Raw genomic sequence first — 17,034 nt, 5'->3', positions numbered from 1 at the left:
TCTCATCCTGGGCATTTGCCCGGCCCGTCAGTCCGAGCCCGCGACTCAGGGAGGGGCACCCGCTTCCCTCCCTGAGGTTCGTGCCTACCGTCCGGTCCTGGATGTCAGGCTCGGAGGAAAGGGATGGCTCAGGCTGGCCGTTGGATGGGGTGGGTGTGCGGGCTCGCCTTGATGATTCTTGGCAGTGGCTGTGAGGAGACGGCCGTCCGCCCGGTGATTCCGGGTGACAGGCATGACACGCCTCCGCTGAACGACGGCTACGACGGGGGGGACGGCGAGCCGCATCCGGGGCTCATCGACGCGGGCGTGCCGGACGCCGGCGGTGAGGAGCCGGAGCCGCCCGACGCGGGCCCGGTGGAGCTGCCCGAGCGCGACCCGGACGCCGTTCGCGAGGAGAACCGCCGCCCCGGGACGACGGCGTGGCGCATCACCCGCAACGCCCACAGCCGGGAAATCGAAGGCTATGCGCTGAAGGCCACGCTGACGCACGGCGAGACGCTGCGCGTCGCGGTGTCGGTGTCCGAGGCCCGCTCCTTCCGCTGGTACGTGTACCGGATGGGCTACTACGGCGGCACGGGAGCCCGCGAGGTGGCGCGAGGCGGCCCGGTTCCCGGCGTGCGCCAGGGCGACTGTCCCGCGGACCGGGCCACCGGTGTCGTCGCCTGCACCTGGGCGCCCACGCTGGAGATTCCCGTCAAGGAAGACTGGGTGCGGGGCGTGTACCTGGTGAAGCTGGTGCGCGAGGACAACCACCAGCGCTATGTGCCCTTCTTCGTGCGGGACGCGAACCCGCGCGCGGAGGTGGCCGTGCTCATCCCCACCGCCACCTGGGCGGCCTACAACACCTGGGGCGGCACCAGCCTCTATGACGACCGCGACCGGGTGATGCGCGAGCACGGCGTCAGCCGCGGCTTCCAGGTCTCCTATGACCGTCCCAACTACCGGGGCCATGGCAGCGGGCACCTGCTGACGGACGACCTGAGCCTCGTCCAGTGGCTGGAGTCGCAGGACCTCGACGTGGGCTACTTCACCGACGAGGACCTCGACGAGAGCTACGACTTCCTGGCGGGCGCGAAGGTGTTCTTCCTGTCGGGCCACGACGAGTACTGGAGCCCGCGCATCCGGGCGCACGCGGACCGGGCCGTGGCGGAGGGCCGCTCGCTCATCAACCTGGGCGCGAACAACGCCTACTGGCAGGTGCAGATGGAGCCGTCGAAGGACGGCCGGCCGCGCCGCATCATCTCCTGTTACAAGGGGCACGCGAACGACCCGTACCAGGGCCCGCAGCGCACGGTGAAGTTCCGGGAGCGCGTCGTGGGCCGGCCGGAGAACGCGCTGCTCGGCGTGCAGTTCTCCAGCCGCTGGCACCAGTTCGGCTTCCCCGCCGTCATCACCAACCCGGGGCACTGGGCGCTGGCGGGCACGGGCCTGAAGGCCGGTGACACGCTGTGGATGGCCAACGGGTACGAGGTGGACCAGCTCGTGAGCAACGGCCACACGCCGGAGGGCGTGGACGTGCTGGCCGAGTCTCCCTTGCTGTCCCTGCAGGGCGCCTTCGGCTTCGGGCACATGGTGGTGCGCAAGCAGGGCAGCGCCTACGTCTTCTCCTCGGGCGGCATCGACTTCGTGCGCACCCTGGCCACCGAGGACATGGCGGATCCGCGCGCGGCGCGCATCGTCGCCAACGTCCTCTACAAGGCCCTGGGGCGCCCGGTGCCCGACTCGCTGGTGCGCTTCGAGCGTCAGAACCGGGTGAGCGCCCAGGGCCCCTTCGCGGCCTCGGTCCGGACGGTGGCCGGCGTGCCCGGACAGCGAAGCCGCGCCGGCGTCACCGTGGCCGGCACTGCGCTGGGCGCGCCCACGGCGGTGGCCCTGCTGCCCGGCGGCGGGCTCGTGGTGGCGGACGGCCTGGGCAACGCGGTGAAGCGCGTGACGCCGGAGGGTGAAGTGAAGCCGCTGGCCACCGGCCTCAACGGCCCCATGGGCATCGCGGTGGACCCGGCGGGCAACGTGTACGTGGCCGACACGGACCACTACGTCATCCGCCGCATCGGCCCGGAAGGGAAGGTGGAGGTCTTCGCGGGGGGCACCCCGGGCCTCCAGGACGGCCCCGCGAAGCAGGCGTCCTTCAACCAGCCGGCGGGGCTGGCGGTGACGCCGGACGGCACCGCGCTGCTGGTGGCGGACATGAACAACGGCGTGATTCGCCGCATCGACCTGGTGGCGGAGGGCCACCCGGTGACGACGCTCCAGGGGGACTGGCTCTACCGGCCCTCGGGGGTGGCGGTGAGCGCGGATGGGAGCACGCTCTTCGTCGTCGAGTCCGGCATGTCGCGCGTGGTGCGCATCCGTGACGGTGTCACGTCGGTGGTGGCGGGCACGACGCCTGGCTTCCGCGACGGCGCGCCGGAGGCGGCGCAGTTCCTGCCGTACCTGGGCATCGCGGTGCTGCCGGATGGCTCCGTCGCGGTGTCGGACCCGGGCAACTACCGCGTGCGGCGCATCCTCATGAAGGCGGATGGGCAGGCGGAGAAGGTGACGACGCTGGCGGGCAACGGGCGCTATGGCCACGCCGACGGGCCGGGGGAGGACGCGGAGCTCGTCCTCCCGGCCGGCCTGGCGGTGGGGCCGGATGGCCGCCTCTACGTGGCGGACTCCGGCAACTCGCTGGTGCGCGCCATCACTCCGTGAGCTCCGCCGTCGCGGCCTCGGGGCAGTCCGACTCCACCGCGCCGATGTCCGGCGCGGCGCCGCAGTAGGGCAGCCCCAGGTCCATGCCCCGGTCCACCGCGGCTTCGCCGGGCAGGAGCGCGTCCAGGTCCACCAGCGGCTCGCCGCTCTCACCCGAGCCCAGCTCCACGCCGTCCGACAGCCAGTTGGCGAGCGTGCCACCCACCCAGTCGCTCTGCGGGGCCACGAAGATGCCGGAGTTGAACGCGGCGCCCGTCAGGTAGAGGTTGGACTCCATGCGGAGGCCGGGGGCGGACAGGCCCATGCTGACCGCGTTGCGCGTGGCGAACACGTTGTTGCGCACCGCCACGTGGGTGGATGCGCCTCCGGTGCCGTGGCCCACCACGAAGGCGAAGCCGTCGGTGCCCACGACGGTGTTGTGCAGCACGCGCACGTCATGGCCGTTCTCGATGCGGATGCCCGAGCCCTCGGGCGTCTTCAAGTCGTGGATGCGGTTGCGGCGGATGGAGACGTTGGTGGGCGGGGCGCCCACGCGGTTGCCTCCCACCGCGATGCCAATCGAGGCGTCGAAGATGTCGTTCTCCTCGATGACGACGTTCTTCGCGGAGTAGTGCACCACCACGGCCTCGCCGCGTGACGAGGTGGACCTGGTGAACCCGTACATGCGGTTGCCGCGCACGACGACGTCGTGGCACGTCTTGAGGTCCACGGCGTTCTCCCGGTTGTCGTACATCTCGTTGTCCTCGATGAGGACGCCGCGCGCCGGGGTGTTGTCGCTGAAGCCCTCGGGGCCCAGGCACTGCACCGAGTCGCCCGAGTTGTCGTGAATGTCGTTCCCTCGCACGGTGATGTTCACCGAGGTGGGGGCGATGACGACGCCGTGCGAGTCGTCGTTGCCGCGCGCGAAGTGGTGGATGTGGTTGCCTTCGATGGTGATGCCCTTCGCGCCCGCGTCGGTGCTGATGCCGCTGCCGAAGGCGCCGTGGTGCAGCTCGTTGCCCGCGAGCACGGTGCCCTCGGTGTTGCCGGAGAACGTCACGGCGACCTGCCGCTGGCCCTGGACGTCGAACTCGAAGCCCTCGATGCGCCAGTGGGGCCGCTGCACGTGGGCCATGAACCATCCGCCGGACGTCGGGACGACCTTGGGCAGCCCCTCGCCCAGGAGGGTGATGGGCGCGTCGGCGGTGCCGGCCCGCGTGCTGGCGCCGATGACGAGCTTCTCCGCGTAGGTTCCCTTCTGGACGCGGATGATTTCGCCCGGCCCCACCAGCGTCAGGGCCTTGGAGATGGTGCGCAGGGGCCTGTCGCGCGAGCCGCTCGCCGAGTCATCTCCGGATGGGCTCACGTACCACTCCCGGACGTACGCGGGCGGAGGTGGGGACTCTGGCTCGGGGGGCGGCTGCTCCGCGACGGGCGGGTCCTCATCGTCATGGCTGTTGACGTCGTCGTCGTCCTGCGGCTCCGGCGCGGGAGTGGTGGGGGCCGACGGCTGCCGCGAGCCCGGATAGCTGGGCAGGGGGCTCGCGTCGGAGGCCGGAGCGGGCTCCTCTGCGCCGCGGGAACAGGCGACACCGCCCACGGACACGAGTCCGAGGAGGCACAAACTGCGCAAGCTGGACATGGGGTCGGCTCCTGGGGAGGTAGGGGGCGAGCCGAGAACGTTCCTGCGCTCGAGCCCTATTCTGGCCGATGCCTACGTCCGGTCCTCGGAGGAGCAGGCAGCCCGGCGGAGGCCGCGGGCCTCGACGGTCCGCCGCCCTCTCGGAGCCAGGGCCTGGAGGCCGCGCCGCGCGTGTGCCTGCCCGCCCTCCGGAGGGAGTCCGGAGCGCCGGCATTGCCGCCAGGTGGGGAAGGGGGCGTCGCCGTCAGGTCGGCGCACGCGTGCTGCCCAGAATCCAGGCCAGGTACGGCGCGTGGCCGTCCGTGACGTCCAGGCGCAGCACCTCTGGCACGTCATAGGGATGCAGCTCGACGACGCGCGCACGCAGCGGCTCGAAGAGGGCCGCGCGCGTCTTGAGGATGAGCAGGACCTCGGCTTCGTCCTGCACCTGCCCCTCCCACCGGTAGATGGAGCGCAGCCCCGGGACGATGTTGCCGCAGGCGGCGAGCTGCTCCTCCACCAGCGCGCGGGCGAGCTCGGCGGCCTTGTCCGCCGTGGGGGCGGTGACGAGGACGATGATGGCGTCAGTCATGGACACAGGATGCGCGAGGCCCGCTCCGTCCGTCGAGCGGGCAGTCGCGCCGCGACGGCCTAGCGTCCCATGTTGCGCATGCCGCCCACCGCGTGGTGCATGGGGGCGTCCATCTCCTGGCGCGTACGGCGCCGGTCCGGCGTGTCCTTCGGCAGCTCCACGAAGGTGCACAGCTCGCACAGCCGGCTGTAGATGCGCTCACCCACGCGCTCCCGGAGCAGCTCCGCCTCCCGCAGGGCGCCGCGCGCGTCCTCGGTGGTCCGGTAGCCCGACGGGGCGGCGCTGCGCGCCATCCGCTTCTCCGGCTCCAGCGAGTAGTTGGTCGCGAACAGCGTGGTGCGCCCGGCGTTGTAGCGGCGGGCGATCAGCTCATCGAGCGTCTCCATCTCGAAGGGGCTGCCGCGGCCCTTGCCCAGCTCGTCGATGGCCAGCACCTCGACCTCGGACAGGGGGCCGATGATCTCCCCGCCGCTCTTGCCCTCCTGGAAGCCGCGCCGGATGGTGGCGTAGAGCAGGGAGATTTCCACGTAGCGCCCGCGCACGCCCACCTCCAGCACGAGGTGCGCCAGCGTGGCCGCGAGCAGGTGCGTCTTCCCCGTTCCCACCGGGCCGCTGAGGATGAAGCCCTTGGACGGGCCTCCCTTCACGTACTGGTGGGCGAAGTGCAGCGCCACGCCGCGGCTGCGGTCCTGGGACTCGTTGAAGGCGCGGTAGTTGTCGAAGCTCGCGTGGGACACCACGGCGGGCAGCCCCACTTCGTTGAAGCGCGCGATCCGCTTCCGCCGCTGCGTGCACACGCACGACTCCATCACCTCGTAGCGCCGGGGGCCGACCTTCTGGCTGAACTCCGCCTCGCGCTCGACGAGCACGTGCCCGCGCCCGCCGCACACCGAGCAGTGCTCGGAGCAGTGGCAGATGCGGGCCTGGGCCTGGTCCCCGCGACGCTCGATGACATAGGTCCGCCCGCCGCACTCACCACACGCCTCGCCATTCGCCTTTGGAGCCATCTCACGCACTGCCATACCAGAGCCTCCCCTCGGCCGTCAGCTTGCTGAACGGGCGAGCAGTTGGGTTGCCCGCCTACATCTCCTTCACCCCCAGCCGTCGTCGCACCGTGGCGAGGACCCGGAAGCGCCGGGCCACCTTGCGCGCGCGAGGCGACATCACCTGCTGCTCGGCGGATGCCGCCAGCGCCTCGCGCCACAGCGCGCACCGGTCCGGGAAGGGCAGGGCGCGCAGCAGCAAGAGGAAGGCCAGCGCCTCCTGGGCATCCATGGCCGCCGGCTCTTCCGGGACGTGCGCCAGGACGGTGATGCGCAGGCTTCGCACACGGGGGGCGAGCGCCTCGTCCCGCCCTGCCAGGTCCTCGAGCGCCGCGCAGAGCCGCGCATGGCGCGTCTCCTCCCAGGAGCGGGCCCGCTTGCGCTTGGGCGCGGAGGCCTCCTCGCTGCCCGCGCCCGCGGCCAGTTCCCGGTACTTCTTGATCTCCGACTCCACCTGTCGCCGGCATGCGCGCAGCGAGCGCAGCACCGGCTCTCCGGGCCGCGCGTCCCAGAGGGCCTTCTCCGCGGAGCGGGAGATGCCGCGGGCCACGACTTCGAAGGGAACGCCCTCCCGGGCCCAGGTCGTCAAAAGCTCGGTGTCCAGCGCGGAGAGCATCAGCCCCGCGCCACGCACGGCGAGGAAGTAGTCCTGGACCAGCTCTTCGAAGCTGGCGCTTTCGGGGAGGAGACTCATGATCCGACGCGTACTCCAGTGCAGGGAGGCCGGGCAACCGACCGTCCGCTCCCCCATACCCGGCAGGTCCGACATGGCAACTCCCAGATGCCGTTTTTCACAGCGGATCTGGAAGATTTCGAACCGACGCTTCGCTCGGAAAGCGAGCGGCCAGTCATGGTTGACCCGTCGCGCGGAAACCGCGCATAGTGAGGGTCCCCGAATGGAAATTCCCGAAGATTCCCGGACACTTGCCTACCAGGCAAGCGACCGGGGACGCCGGTGCCCCTCTCTTAGGAAGACCATGCGCCGTTCGCTTCTCGTCTGCCTCGTGCTCCTGGCCACGGCCGCCACCGCCCAGGAGAAGAAAGCCCCGCGCGATGCCGATCTCGGCCGGAAGTCCACCACGTCGGTGGACAAGTCCCTGGCTGGCGACATCACCCGCGAAAAGAAGAAGGAGGAGGTCGCCCCCGCGCTCCAGTACGACCAGTTCCGGCTGGGCGTGGAGCTGCAGGTGGCGTCCAAGCGGCGTGAGCAGATCCAGTCGCTGAAGAAGATCATCTCCCTGTCGCCGGATCCGAAGGAGGCCCCCAGCCTCCTGTTCCGCCTCGGCGAGTTCTACTGGGAGGAGTCGAAGTTCTACTTCTTCGAGGCGAACCGGAAGGACGACGACCTCATCCAGGCGATGAACCGCAACGACGCCGCGGGCCAGCAGCGCGCCAAGGCGGAGAAGGCGGCGTTGATCGCGAAGCAGAAGGAGTACGGCAAGCTCGCGGTCGACCAGTACACGAAGATCGTCCAGGAGTACCCGAACTTCGAGCGCACCGACGAGGTGCTCTTCTTCCTCGGCCAGTACCTCATGGAGGACGGCCAGGACCGCAAGGCGCTGGTGGCCTTCAAGCGCCTGGTGGAGAAGCACCCGCAGTCCAAGTTCATCCCGGACGCCTACCTGGCCTTCGGTGAGTACTACTTCAACAACTCCAAGGGAAAGCGCGCGGAGCTGGAGAAGGCGCTGGCGGCGTACAAGAAGGCCGCCGAGTTCCCCGAGAGCCAGGTGTACGCCTTCGCCCTCTACAAGCAGGGCTGGTGCCACTACAACATGGGGGACTTCGAGGCGGCGAAGGACAAGTTCAAGACGGTGGTGCTCTACGGTGAGCTGGCCGGCGCCAACGCCGTGGAGAAGGACGGCGGCAAGAGCGGCCGCAGCTCGCTGATCCGCGAGGCGCGCACCGACTACGTCCGCGCGTACGCGCACCAGGGCGACGTGGGCCAGGCCCGCGCCGAGTTCGGCAAGGTGGCCACCAACCCGGAAGACCGCTTCACGATGCTGAAGCAGCTGGCCAACCTGTACTACGGCGATGGCAAGGACCGCGAGGCGGCCATCACCTACAACGGCCTCATCAAGGAGAAGCCGCTGTCGCCCGAGGCGCCCGGCTTCCAGGGCCGCATCGTCGACTGCATCCTCCGCATGGGCAACAAGGAGCGCACCGTGGTGCAGGTGCGCCGGCTCGTGAAGATCATGAAGGAGGTCGAGGGCTCGGGCGTCATCAAGGAGGAGAAGGACAAGAAGCTGCTGGAGGAGGCGAAGGAGCTCTCCGAGCGCACGCTGTCCAACCTCGCCGTCACCTGGCACAACGAGGGCAAGAAGACGCGCAACGAGGAGACCTTCCGTTACGCGGACGCGGTGTACAGCGACTACCTCACGCTGTTCCCGGAGAACCCCAAGGCGTACGACCTGCGCTTCTTCTGGGCCGAGCTCCTCAACGACAACCTGCAGAACTTCGAGAAGGCCGCCGCCAACTACACGCTCGTCGTGCTCCAGGACGCCAAGGTGCTGGAGGCCAAGGACGACCAGGGCAAGCCCAAGCCGGGCAAGCCGGGCAAGTGGCTGCAGAACGCCGCCTACAACGCGGTGCTCGCCTACGACGAGGTCGTCAAGGCCGCCGAGGCGCGCGGCGAGGCCAAGAGCGAGGCGGTGGGCTCGGACATCACCAAGAAGGCCGCCATCCCCACGCTGAAGAAGGCGCTGCTCGACGCGTGCGAGCGCTACCTCAAGTACGTGCCCAAGGGGGACAAGCGGGTGGAGATCGCCTTCAAGGCGGCCAACATCTACTACCGCCACAACCACTTCGACGAGGCGGTGCTGCGCTTCAGCGAGATTGCGCTCGGCTACCCCGAGTACAAGTTCGAGAACGGCGAGCGCGCGGCGGAGATCTCCGCCAACCTCATCCTCGACTCGTACCACCTGCTGCAGGACTACGCGAAGGTGAACGAGTGGGCGCGGCGCTTCTACGCCAACGACAAGCTGGCGGTGGGCAAGTTCCGCGACGACCTGGCCAAGCTCATCGAGCAGTCCTCCTTCAAGCTCGTCAGCCAGCTGGAGGAGAAGAAGGAGTTCGAGAAGGCCGCCGAGGCGTACCTCGCGTTCGTGAAGGACTTCCCGGAGACGGAGATCGCCGACCTGGCGCTCTACAACGCGTCCGTCGACTACTACAAGGCGAAGCGCTTGGATAAGGCCATCGAGGTGCGCAAGCGCCTGTTCGCCGAGTACCCGCGCTCCAAGCACGTGCCCGACTCCATCTACGCCAACGCGGAGGCGCTGGAGGCCATCGGCGACTTCGAGGACGCGGCCACCACCTACGAGGCCTACGTGCGCGGCTACGAGCGCAGCCTGGGCGAGAAGGGCGCTGGCAGGGCCCGGGGGCGCGGCGGCAAGAAGCGCGGCGCGGCGGACGACAAGCCCGCGGTGGTGCAGAAGTGGGATGAGGCCAAGGCGCAGGTGGCGCTGTTCAACGCCGCCACCTACCGCGAGGGCCTGGGGCAGATGAAGGCGGCCCTGCGCAACCGCGAGCGCTACCTGGAGCTGTGGCCGCGCGCCAAGGACGCGGATGAGATCCGCCTGTCCATCATCGACCTCACGGGGAAGAGCGGCGCGGCGTTCAAGGCCATCAAGATGCTGGAGCAGTACGAGCGCGACAACATGCGCTCGCCCAGCCGGTATCTGGCCGCCGAGGGCCGCATCGTCGACCTGTACAAGAAGATGGGCAAGTCGCGCGACGTGGCGCGCATGTACAAGCGCATCTACGAGCACTTCGAGCAGCTTCCCCGTCGCGTGCAGGGCTCGCTGGAGAAGCCGGCGCTCGCCACCGCCGCGCAGGCGCAGTTCCTGGCGGTGGAGCCGGATTGGCACGAGTACCGACGCCTGAAGCTGTACTGGGGCGCCCCGCCGTCGCCGGACCGCTTCCGGGCGAGCATCCAGGACAAGAGCCGCGCGCTCCAGGTGGTGGAGAAGAAGTACGTGCAGACGGTGTCGCTGGGCGCGCCCGAGTCCGCCATCTGCGCGCTGCACCGCATTGGCCTGGCGTATGACCACTTCGCCGACCGCGTCGCGAACGCGCCCATGCCGCGGGGCCTGGACGAGGAGTCGCAGCAGGCGCTGCGCGACGAGTTCGCCAACCAGGCGCAGCCGCTCAAGGACAAGGCGGCCGAGGCCTTCGCGGCCACGGTGGCCAAGAGCCGCGAGCTGGACGTGTACAACGACTGCGCCGCGGAGAGCCTGAAGCTGCTGCGGACCACGTACCAGCCGGACCTCTATCCCGACATGCCCGAGGAGAAGGTGGCGCTGAAGAGCGGCGTGCAGCTCATTGGCGGCGACCTGCTGGCCACCATCCAGGACGTGCCGCCGCCGGCGCCCAAGGCGGCGTCGGAGTCGCAGCAGGCGAAGGCGGAGACGCTGCAGGAGGACCTCACGGACCTCACCGCGCAGCTGCGCTCGCAGACCGAGACCCAGGTGGACGCCCGCCCGGCGGCCGCCCCCAACGGCACCACCCCCGCCAAGCAGGGCGCGGATGACGAGGAGCCGGAGGACTTCCTCTAATGAACCGGACGATTCGCACCATGCGCCTGTTCCCCTTGCTGGCGGCCGTCTCGCTTGCCGCCGCCGGTTGTTCTTCCTCCAAGGCCACCGGTCCCACCGGGGCCAAGACGGCGGACCCGAACGCCGGCAAGGTGGAAGCGGTCGCGCCCATCTCGAACACGGCCAAGGCCCGCTTCGAGGACGCCCTGAAGGCCTTCGAGACGCAGAAGAAGGCCAAGGCCATCGACTACCCGTCGCTGGAGCGGAAGTTCCAGTCCGCGCTGGAGGCGGACGCCAACCTCGCCGAGGCCGACTACAACCTGGGCGTGCTGGCCGAGCGCCAGGGCAAGCTGACCGAGGCGCGCAACCACTACAAGACGGCGCTCTCGAAGAAGCCCTCGCTGCGGCAGGCCTCGGAGAACCTCGCGGTGATGGAGCAGAACGCGGGCAACGTCGCCGGCGCGGTGGCGCTGTACCAGGAGGTGCTCCAGCGCTACCCGGATGACGCGCAGTCGCGGGCGCGGCTGGCGGAGATCTACCGCCAGCAGGGAGACCACACCAAGGCCATGGACCTGTCGCGCGCCGCGCTGATGCGCGACCCGCAGTCCACCACCGCGCTGAAGGTGATGATCCGCAGCTACCTGGACCGCAAGCAGCTGGCCATGGCGAAGCTGGTGGCCCTGCGGGGTGTGAAGCTGGACGCGGCGGATCCCGAGCTCCACCACGCGGTGGGCCTCATCCTCCTGCAGGAGGGCGACGTCGACGAGGCGCGCCTGGCCTTCAAGAAGGCGCTGGAGGTGCGTGAGGACTACGTGCCGTCGCACGTGGAGCTGGCGCAGCTGGCCATGCAGGCAGAGAACTTCCCCGCCGCCGAGCAGCACCTGCGCCGCATCCTCCAGGCGGATGGCAAGAACGCCGCCGCGCACCTCGACCTGGGCATCGCCTACAAGGGCATGGGCCAGTACGACAAGGCGATGCAGGAGTACGACGAGGCGGAGAAGCTCGACCCCGAGATGGCGGCGGTGCACCTCAACCGCGCCATCATCCTCCACAAGGTGAAGGACGCGCCCGAGCGCGCCTCGGAGCTGTACCGCAAGTACATCGCCATGGCCGGTGGCGACGTGGCGCTGCCCGCCGAGGCGCCCGTGTTCGCCCTGCTGCGCGAGGTGGAGGTCATCGTCAACGCCAAGCGCGAGGCCAAGTTCGCCGAGGAGCAGGCGAAGCAGATGGAGGAGCTGCAGAAGCAGCAGCAGGCCCAGATGCAGGCCGCGGAGAAGGCGGCCGCCGCCAACGGGACGCCCGCCGCCACGGCGACGCCCGCCACCGGCGACGCCACCGCGCCGCAGGCCACGCCCGCCAGCGGCACCGCGCCGGCCTCCCCGGCACCGGCGAACGGGACGTCCGACCAGAAGAATGCAGGCACGGCGGAACCCGGCGAGCCGGAAGACGACCTGCTGTGAAAGATGGGATGCCCCCGCGTGCCTTCGCTGTGGCGGGGGCGCGGGGGAAGATGCGAACCTAGTGTTTCCCCCTCATCCGGGGATTCGGTGTGGGATGGGCCCTGCGAGGTCCCTCCGGGAGGCAGTGATGCGGAAGGCGTTGATGCTGTGTGCGGTGCTCGCGGTGACGCCGGCTTTCGCCCAGGACGAAGGCACCAATCCGGGTGGTCCGGGGGAGGGCAATGTGCGCTACTCCAAGACGACCACCATCGACTTCGAGGATGACACCATCGAGGGTGACCTCACGAAGCCGGATGGCGAGTACATCGAAGCGCGTGACAGGGTGAAGCACTCGAACCTCATCCGCATTCGCGAGGACTTCGAGGACAAGGTGATGCAGTCCGTGGGCGAGCTGTAGCCAGCGCGGCCGCGGAGGCGGGAACCCGCCGCCGCGCGCGTTGTCTGTCGCCGTACCCACCTTACGTAGGAGCCCCCATGGCCGTTCCTCTGACACTCAAGGTCTTCAAGGGCGACGCGCTGGTCGCCTCGAAGGACTACGAGCGCGACATCATCAAGATTGGCCGTCTCTCCTCGGCGCACCTGTGCCTGGAGGACGAGAAGGTCAGCCGCATCCACTCCGTCATCGAGGTCGCCAGCGACGGCGCCATGTCCATCATCGACATGGGCAGCGTCGAGGGCACGTACGTCAACGGCAAGCGCGTCACCAAGGGGCAGCTGGCCTTCGGTGACGAGATTCGCGTGGGTGGCACCACCATCCGTCTGGAGAACCCGGCCGCGGTGGCCGCGGTGAACCTGGCGGCCGCGGCGGCCAGCTCGGACGTCGTGACGGAGAAGAACCCGGTGCTCGCCGCGCCGGCGCCGGCCGAGGGCCTGGCGCAGGCCGCGGTGGCTGCTCCGGCCGCGGGCGCCATCGACCCGTCCTTCGCCGCCACGCAGGAGAACGCGGTGGTCGCGCCCGCCGCGCCCGCGCCCGCGCCGGCTCCCGTCGCCGCCGCGCCGGTGGAGGCCGCGCCGCGCGTGCGCACCGTGCGCCGCTCCAAGTCCAGCGGTCCGCTGGGCGTGGGCCTGCGCTTCGCGTGGGGCGATCAGCGGGTGGGTGAGTTCTTCATGGCGCCGGGCGTGAAGCGCTCCTTCATCGTCGGCAGCGAGAAGGGCGTGGACTTCGTCATGGGCGACTCCCGCCTGGGCGGCCCGAAGTTCGAGGCGGTGCGCTCGGATGGGCAGTCCTTCGTCGTCCGCTTCACCGGGAAGATGAAGGGCGAGCTGTTCCGCAAGGGCGAGACGCTGGACCTGAAGGCCGTCATCGAGTCCGGCAAGGCGTCGCACGAGGGAGACTCGTACACGCTCACGCTCGACGCGGACGACTTCTTCTGGGTGGACCTGGGCGGCGTGACGCTCGAGGTGGCCTTCCAGCCGGTGCCCAAGCGCGTCGTGGTGCCCATTGGCGAGTCGGTGGACTACACCGCGCTCAACATCTTCCTGGTGCTGTTCTTCATCGCGACGGCGTTCGTCATCACCGCGATGAACCGCACGGGCGCGGGCGATGAGTACGCGGACGAGCTGTCGGCCGACAACGCCCGCATCGCCAAGCTCATCATCAAGCCGCCGGAGACGCAGAAGAACAAGTTCCTCGAGCGCCTCAACCAGCAGAAGGAGCAGAAGAAGAGCGGGGAGATGGCTCAGAAGAGCCGCGGTGACGAAGGTCAGATGGGCAAGAAGGACGCGCCCAAGACGAACAACCGCACCGCGCCCAAGGGCGACCCGAACAAGAAGGACGAAGCGCGCGCGCTGACGGCGAAGATCTTCGGCGGCGGCAAGGGCGGCATCTCCACCGTCTTCGGCAAGAGCGGCCTGGGCGGCGACCTGAAGAGCGCCATGGGCAATATGTTCGGCGCCAAGGCGGGCAACTCGGGCGGCTTCGGCGGCCTGGGGCTGCGCGGCTCGGGCGGCGGCGGTGGCGGCACGGGTGATACCATCGGCATCGGCGGCATCGGCACCAAGGGCCGTGGCGGCGGTACCGGCTCGTACGGCAGCGGCGTGGGCGTGCTCGGCGGCAAGCAGAGCGTCGACGTGGGCATCACCTCGTCCGAGCCCGAGGTCATGGGCTCGCTGGACAAGGAGCTCATCCGCCAGGTCATCCACCGCAACCGTGGGCAGATCCGCTACTGCTTCGAGAGCCTGCTCAACCGCTTCCCGAAGCTGGGCGGCAAGGTGGCGGTGAAGTTCGTCATCACCGCGACGGGCACGGTCGCCACGTCCTCGGTGGCGCAGTCCACGGCGGGCAACGCGGAGCTGGAGACGTGTGTGGCCGGCCGCGTGCGCACCTGGAAGTTCCCCGAGCCGAAGGGCGGCGGCGTGGTGGTCGTCACGTATCCGTTCATCTTCAAGCAGTCCGGCCAATAGTGCCGGGTGGCCTTTCTCCGGGTGGGCGGGCCTGATGAGGGACCGCCCACCGCGCCTTTCCCCGGCTCCCACTCCCCCGCGGGGGCCGGGCCAACGTCAGGACCGCATGAAAGCCCTCGCCTCACTTGCCCTGTGCGCCTCGTTCCTCCTCCCCACGGTCGCGAGCGCCCAGACGCCCACCACTGCCCAGGGGGATCGCCCCGCTGTCACGTTCGATGAAATCGAGCGGGGCATCTACTTCGCGGTGCTCGGTGGGCCGCTGTTCCTCACCAACCCGCCGGCGCCCGAAGGCACGCCGCGTCCGTTCTCCTCCGGGCCCATGGCGCAGGTGGAAGTGGGCGTGGACCTGGGCGAGCGCCTGTCCGTCGGCTTGTTCATCATGGGCTCGAGCGTGCGGACGAGCGCCGAGTACGTGGGCAACTCGGGCGGCGCGGTGTCTGGCGACTTCTCCACGATGATTCCCGGCGCGGTCCTCCGCGCGCGGCTGGTCGGCTTCGCCGACAGTCAGGAAGTGAAGCGCACCTGGTTCTATCTCCGCGCAGGTGCTGGCTATGCGATGTTCTCGCCGAAGCGACTCCTCCCCGACTCCGACATTCTTGTGTTTGCCGGGCCCGGAGTGGAGTACTACACACGGCTGCGCCACTTTTCCGTGGGGCTCGAGGTGACGGGGCAGTACCTCGTCTCCGGGGGCTCGTTCGGGTTCGCGGTGGCGCCGAACATTCGCTACGCGTTCTAGCGGGAGAAAGACGTGCCTCAGGAGAATGGAAGCGGTGGGCCGCGCCCGGGTGGGCGCGGTCGTGACGGGGGTGCACCGGGCCAGGGTCCGCGCCGTGACGGACCGGGTGGTGGTTTTGGCGGCCGCGGCGGGCCAGGACGCGGCGAGGGCCGCGGTCGTGGTGAGGGCCGTGGGCGTGGCCGGGACCGCGAAGAGGGCCCCGTGGGCCCAGGCCAGCGCGTCATCGCTGAGCTGAGCATCCTGGAGAAGGCACTCTCCAAGACGGATTTCGGCGCGGAGAAGGCGCCACTGCAGGCCATCGTCCGCGCGCTGCGGCCCATGCGCCTGAAGTCGCTGGACGACCTGGACCTCAACACGCGTGGCCGCCTCATCACCACGCTGCTGCGCGTGCAGCGTCAGCCCAAGCCGCCCGCGCCCGAGGCCGCCGCGCCCGCCGAGGCGGAGGCGACGCCCGAGGCCGCTCCGGCGGAGGCCGCCGCGCCCGCCGAGACGGCCGCGCCCGCTGAGGGCGAGGCGCCTGCCGCGCCCGCCGAAGGGGAGGCCGCCGCGCCGGCCGAGGCGGCAGCTCCCGCCGAGGCCGCCGCGCCCGCGGTGGACCCGGCGCGCGAGAAGTTCGATGCCTGGACGGATGTCATCTTCCTGGTGGGCCAGGCCTGGCGCGCCGCGGGTGACAGCGAGCGCGCGGAGGCGGCCTTCGCCGCCAGCGGTCGCCAGCCGGGTCCCGAGGTCGAGGAGCCCGTCGCGCCGCCCCGCGAGGAGCGCCGTGAGCGGCCCGAGCGCGGTGAGCGCCGTGAGCGGGGCCCCCGGGGTGAGCGTGGTGCAGCGGGCGAGCGCCGCGAGCGTCCCGAGCGTGGGGAGCGCCGTGAGCGTCCCGCGCGCGGTGAGCGCCCGGAGCGGGGCGAGCGTCCGGTGCCGGAGCTGACCGGCACCTGGGACGAGCAGGCCAGGCAGCTCGAGGGCATGGGCCGCACCCGTGACGCGGGTCGGCTGCACGAGCGCAACAACTCGTTCGCCGAGGCCGCGCGTCTGTTCGAGGCGGGGGGTGACCTCAAGAGCGCGCTGCGCAACGCCCTGTCCGCGGGTGACAACGACATGGCCCGCCGGCTGGTGGGCACGCTCCCGCCGGACCAGCTCGCGCCCACGTTGGAGAAGGCCGGTGCCTACGAGCTCCTCATGGAGCACTACGTCGGCAAGGGCGACTTCGAGAACGTGGCCCGCCTCTACGAGCGCGCGCGTCAGTTCGACCAGGCGGCGCTCGCCTACGAGCGCGCCGGAAAGCTCACCCTGGCGCGCAAGTCCTACGAGCGCGCGCGGGACATGGCCAGCGCCAACCGCATCCGCGGGCTCGAGGTGAAGAGCCTGGTGGAGCGGGGTGATCGGCTCGGGGCCGCCACCCTGCTGGCGGCCGTGGGCCAGCGCCGCGAGGCCGTCGAGGTCCTCAGCCCGCTGCCTCCGCCCAAGGCCTTCCACTTCATGCAGCGTCTGAAGCTGGACGACGAGGCGAAGGAGCTGGCGCAGAAGGAGCTGGCCCGGGCCGAGCAGGAGCAGAAGCCCGCGGGCCGCGCCCGGTGGCTGGAGCTGCTGGGGGACATCACCGCCGCCGCCGAGGCGTGGGAGGCCGCGGGTCGCAAGGACAAGGCGCTCCCGCTGCACGAGAAGCTCGGCAACCTGCCTCGCGCCGCCCAGCTCGCGGAGGAGCTGCAGCAGCGTGACAAGGCCATTGCCCTCTACACCCAGCTGAACGACAGCGCGGGGGTGGAGCGCGCGAAGGCGCTTCCGGAGACGACCGCGGCTGCCCCTGCCCCCACGGCGGACGCGGCGGACGGAAGCGCGGGTGACGACACGCCTCCTGACGCTCCCTCGGCTGGGTAGCAAGAAGGTCAATGATTCCCGCCGTTTGGCGGGTTTTGCACGATTGCTCGGGGGCGCTGGCGGCCGGTAGAGTTCCGGCCACTGGCGCCCTCGCTGCTTTTCTATTCC

At 70.2% G+C, this 17,034-nt stretch carries 11 protein-coding genes; 7 read left to right on the top strand and 4 right to left on the bottom strand.

The features are described 5' to 3' along the window. The first annotated feature begins 123 nt into the window (after positions 1–123). The gene (locus VZL07_RS00900) at positions 124–2,691 is read left to right on the top strand and encodes a N,N-dimethylformamidase beta subunit family domain-containing protein (RefSeq protein WP_426753413.1); all 2,568 of its coding nucleotides are present in this window, start codon (positions 124–126) and stop codon (positions 2,689–2,691) included. Here the strand turns inward: VZL07_RS00900 and VZL07_RS00895 are convergent. From VZL07_RS00895 to VZL07_RS00880, 4 genes are all read right to left on the bottom strand, one after another. Then, the gene (locus tag VZL07_RS00895) at positions 2,681–4,312 is read right to left on the bottom strand and encodes a right-handed parallel beta-helix repeat-containing protein (RefSeq protein WP_426753412.1); all 1,632 of its coding nucleotides are present in this window, start codon (positions 4,310–4,312) and stop codon (positions 2,681–2,683) included. The genes VZL07_RS00900 and VZL07_RS00895 overlap by 11 nt on opposite strands. A gap of 244 nt (positions 4,313–4,556) precedes the next feature. Further along, on the bottom strand, positions 4,557–4,883 hold the full coding sequence (gene cutA, locus VZL07_RS00890; RefSeq protein ID WP_426753411.1) for a divalent-cation tolerance protein CutA: 327 nt from the start codon (positions 4,881–4,883) through the stop codon (positions 4,557–4,559). 59 nt (positions 4,884–4,942) lie between these two features. Further along, positions 4,943–5,905 carry an ATP-binding protein gene (locus VZL07_RS00885; protein ID WP_426753410.1) on the bottom strand — a complete coding sequence of 321 codons (963 nt, stop codon included), beginning with the start codon at positions 5,903–5,905 and terminating at the stop codon, positions 4,943–4,945. Positions 5,906–5,963: 58 nt separating this feature from the next. Next, the gene (locus VZL07_RS00880; protein ID WP_426753409.1) at positions 5,964–6,620 is read right to left on the bottom strand and encodes a hypothetical protein; all 657 of its coding nucleotides are present in this window, start codon (positions 6,618–6,620) and stop codon (positions 5,964–5,966) included. Positions 6,621–6,903: 283 nt separating this feature from the next. Between VZL07_RS00880 and VZL07_RS00875 the strand changes: the two genes are divergently transcribed. The 6 genes from VZL07_RS00875 to VZL07_RS00850 all read left to right on the top strand — a co-directional run bounded on the left by VZL07_RS00875 (position 6,904) and on the right by VZL07_RS00850 (position 16,926). Beyond that, entirely contained in the window at positions 6,904–10,476 is a 3,573-nt protein-coding gene (locus VZL07_RS00875; RefSeq protein WP_426753408.1) for a tetratricopeptide repeat protein, read from the top strand. After that, positions 10,476–11,915: an adventurous gliding motility TPR repeat lipoprotein GltE gene (gltE, locus tag VZL07_RS00870; RefSeq protein WP_426753407.1), complete on the top strand. Its 1,440-nt coding sequence runs from the start codon at positions 10,476–10,478 to the stop codon at positions 11,913–11,915. The genes VZL07_RS00875 and gltE overlap by 1 nt, the downstream gene beginning before the upstream one ends. Before the next feature lie 127 nt (positions 11,916–12,042). Further along, on the top strand, positions 12,043–12,312 hold the full coding sequence (gene cglF, locus VZL07_RS00865; RefSeq protein WP_426753406.1) for an adventurous gliding motility protein CglF: 270 nt from the start codon (positions 12,043–12,045) through the stop codon (positions 12,310–12,312). Between the two features lie 77 nt (positions 12,313–12,389). Next, positions 12,390–14,318 (top strand): adventurous gliding motility protein GltG, encoded by a 1,929-nt coding sequence (gltG, locus tag VZL07_RS00860; RefSeq protein ID WP_426753405.1) that lies wholly within the window; start codon positions 12,390–12,392, stop codon positions 14,316–14,318. A 106-nt stretch (positions 14,319–14,424) separates the two neighbouring features. Further along, entirely contained in the window at positions 14,425–15,054 is a 630-nt protein-coding gene (gene cglE, locus VZL07_RS00855; RefSeq protein WP_426753404.1) for an adventurous gliding motility protein CglE, read from the top strand. Between the two features lie 201 nt (positions 15,055–15,255). Next, positions 15,256–16,926, top strand: a complete 1,671-nt coding sequence (locus VZL07_RS00850) for a DEAD/DEAH box helicase (RefSeq protein WP_426753403.1) — start codon at positions 15,256–15,258, stop codon at positions 16,924–16,926. The last annotated feature ends 108 nt before the right edge of the window (positions 16,927–17,034 follow it).

Source organism: Pseudomyxococcus flavus (assembly GCF_050038885.1).
Lineage (GTDB): Bacteria > Myxococcota > Myxococcia > Myxococcales > Myxococcaceae > Myxococcus > Myxococcus flavus.
This window is presented reverse-complemented; position numbering and strand designations above follow the sequence as displayed.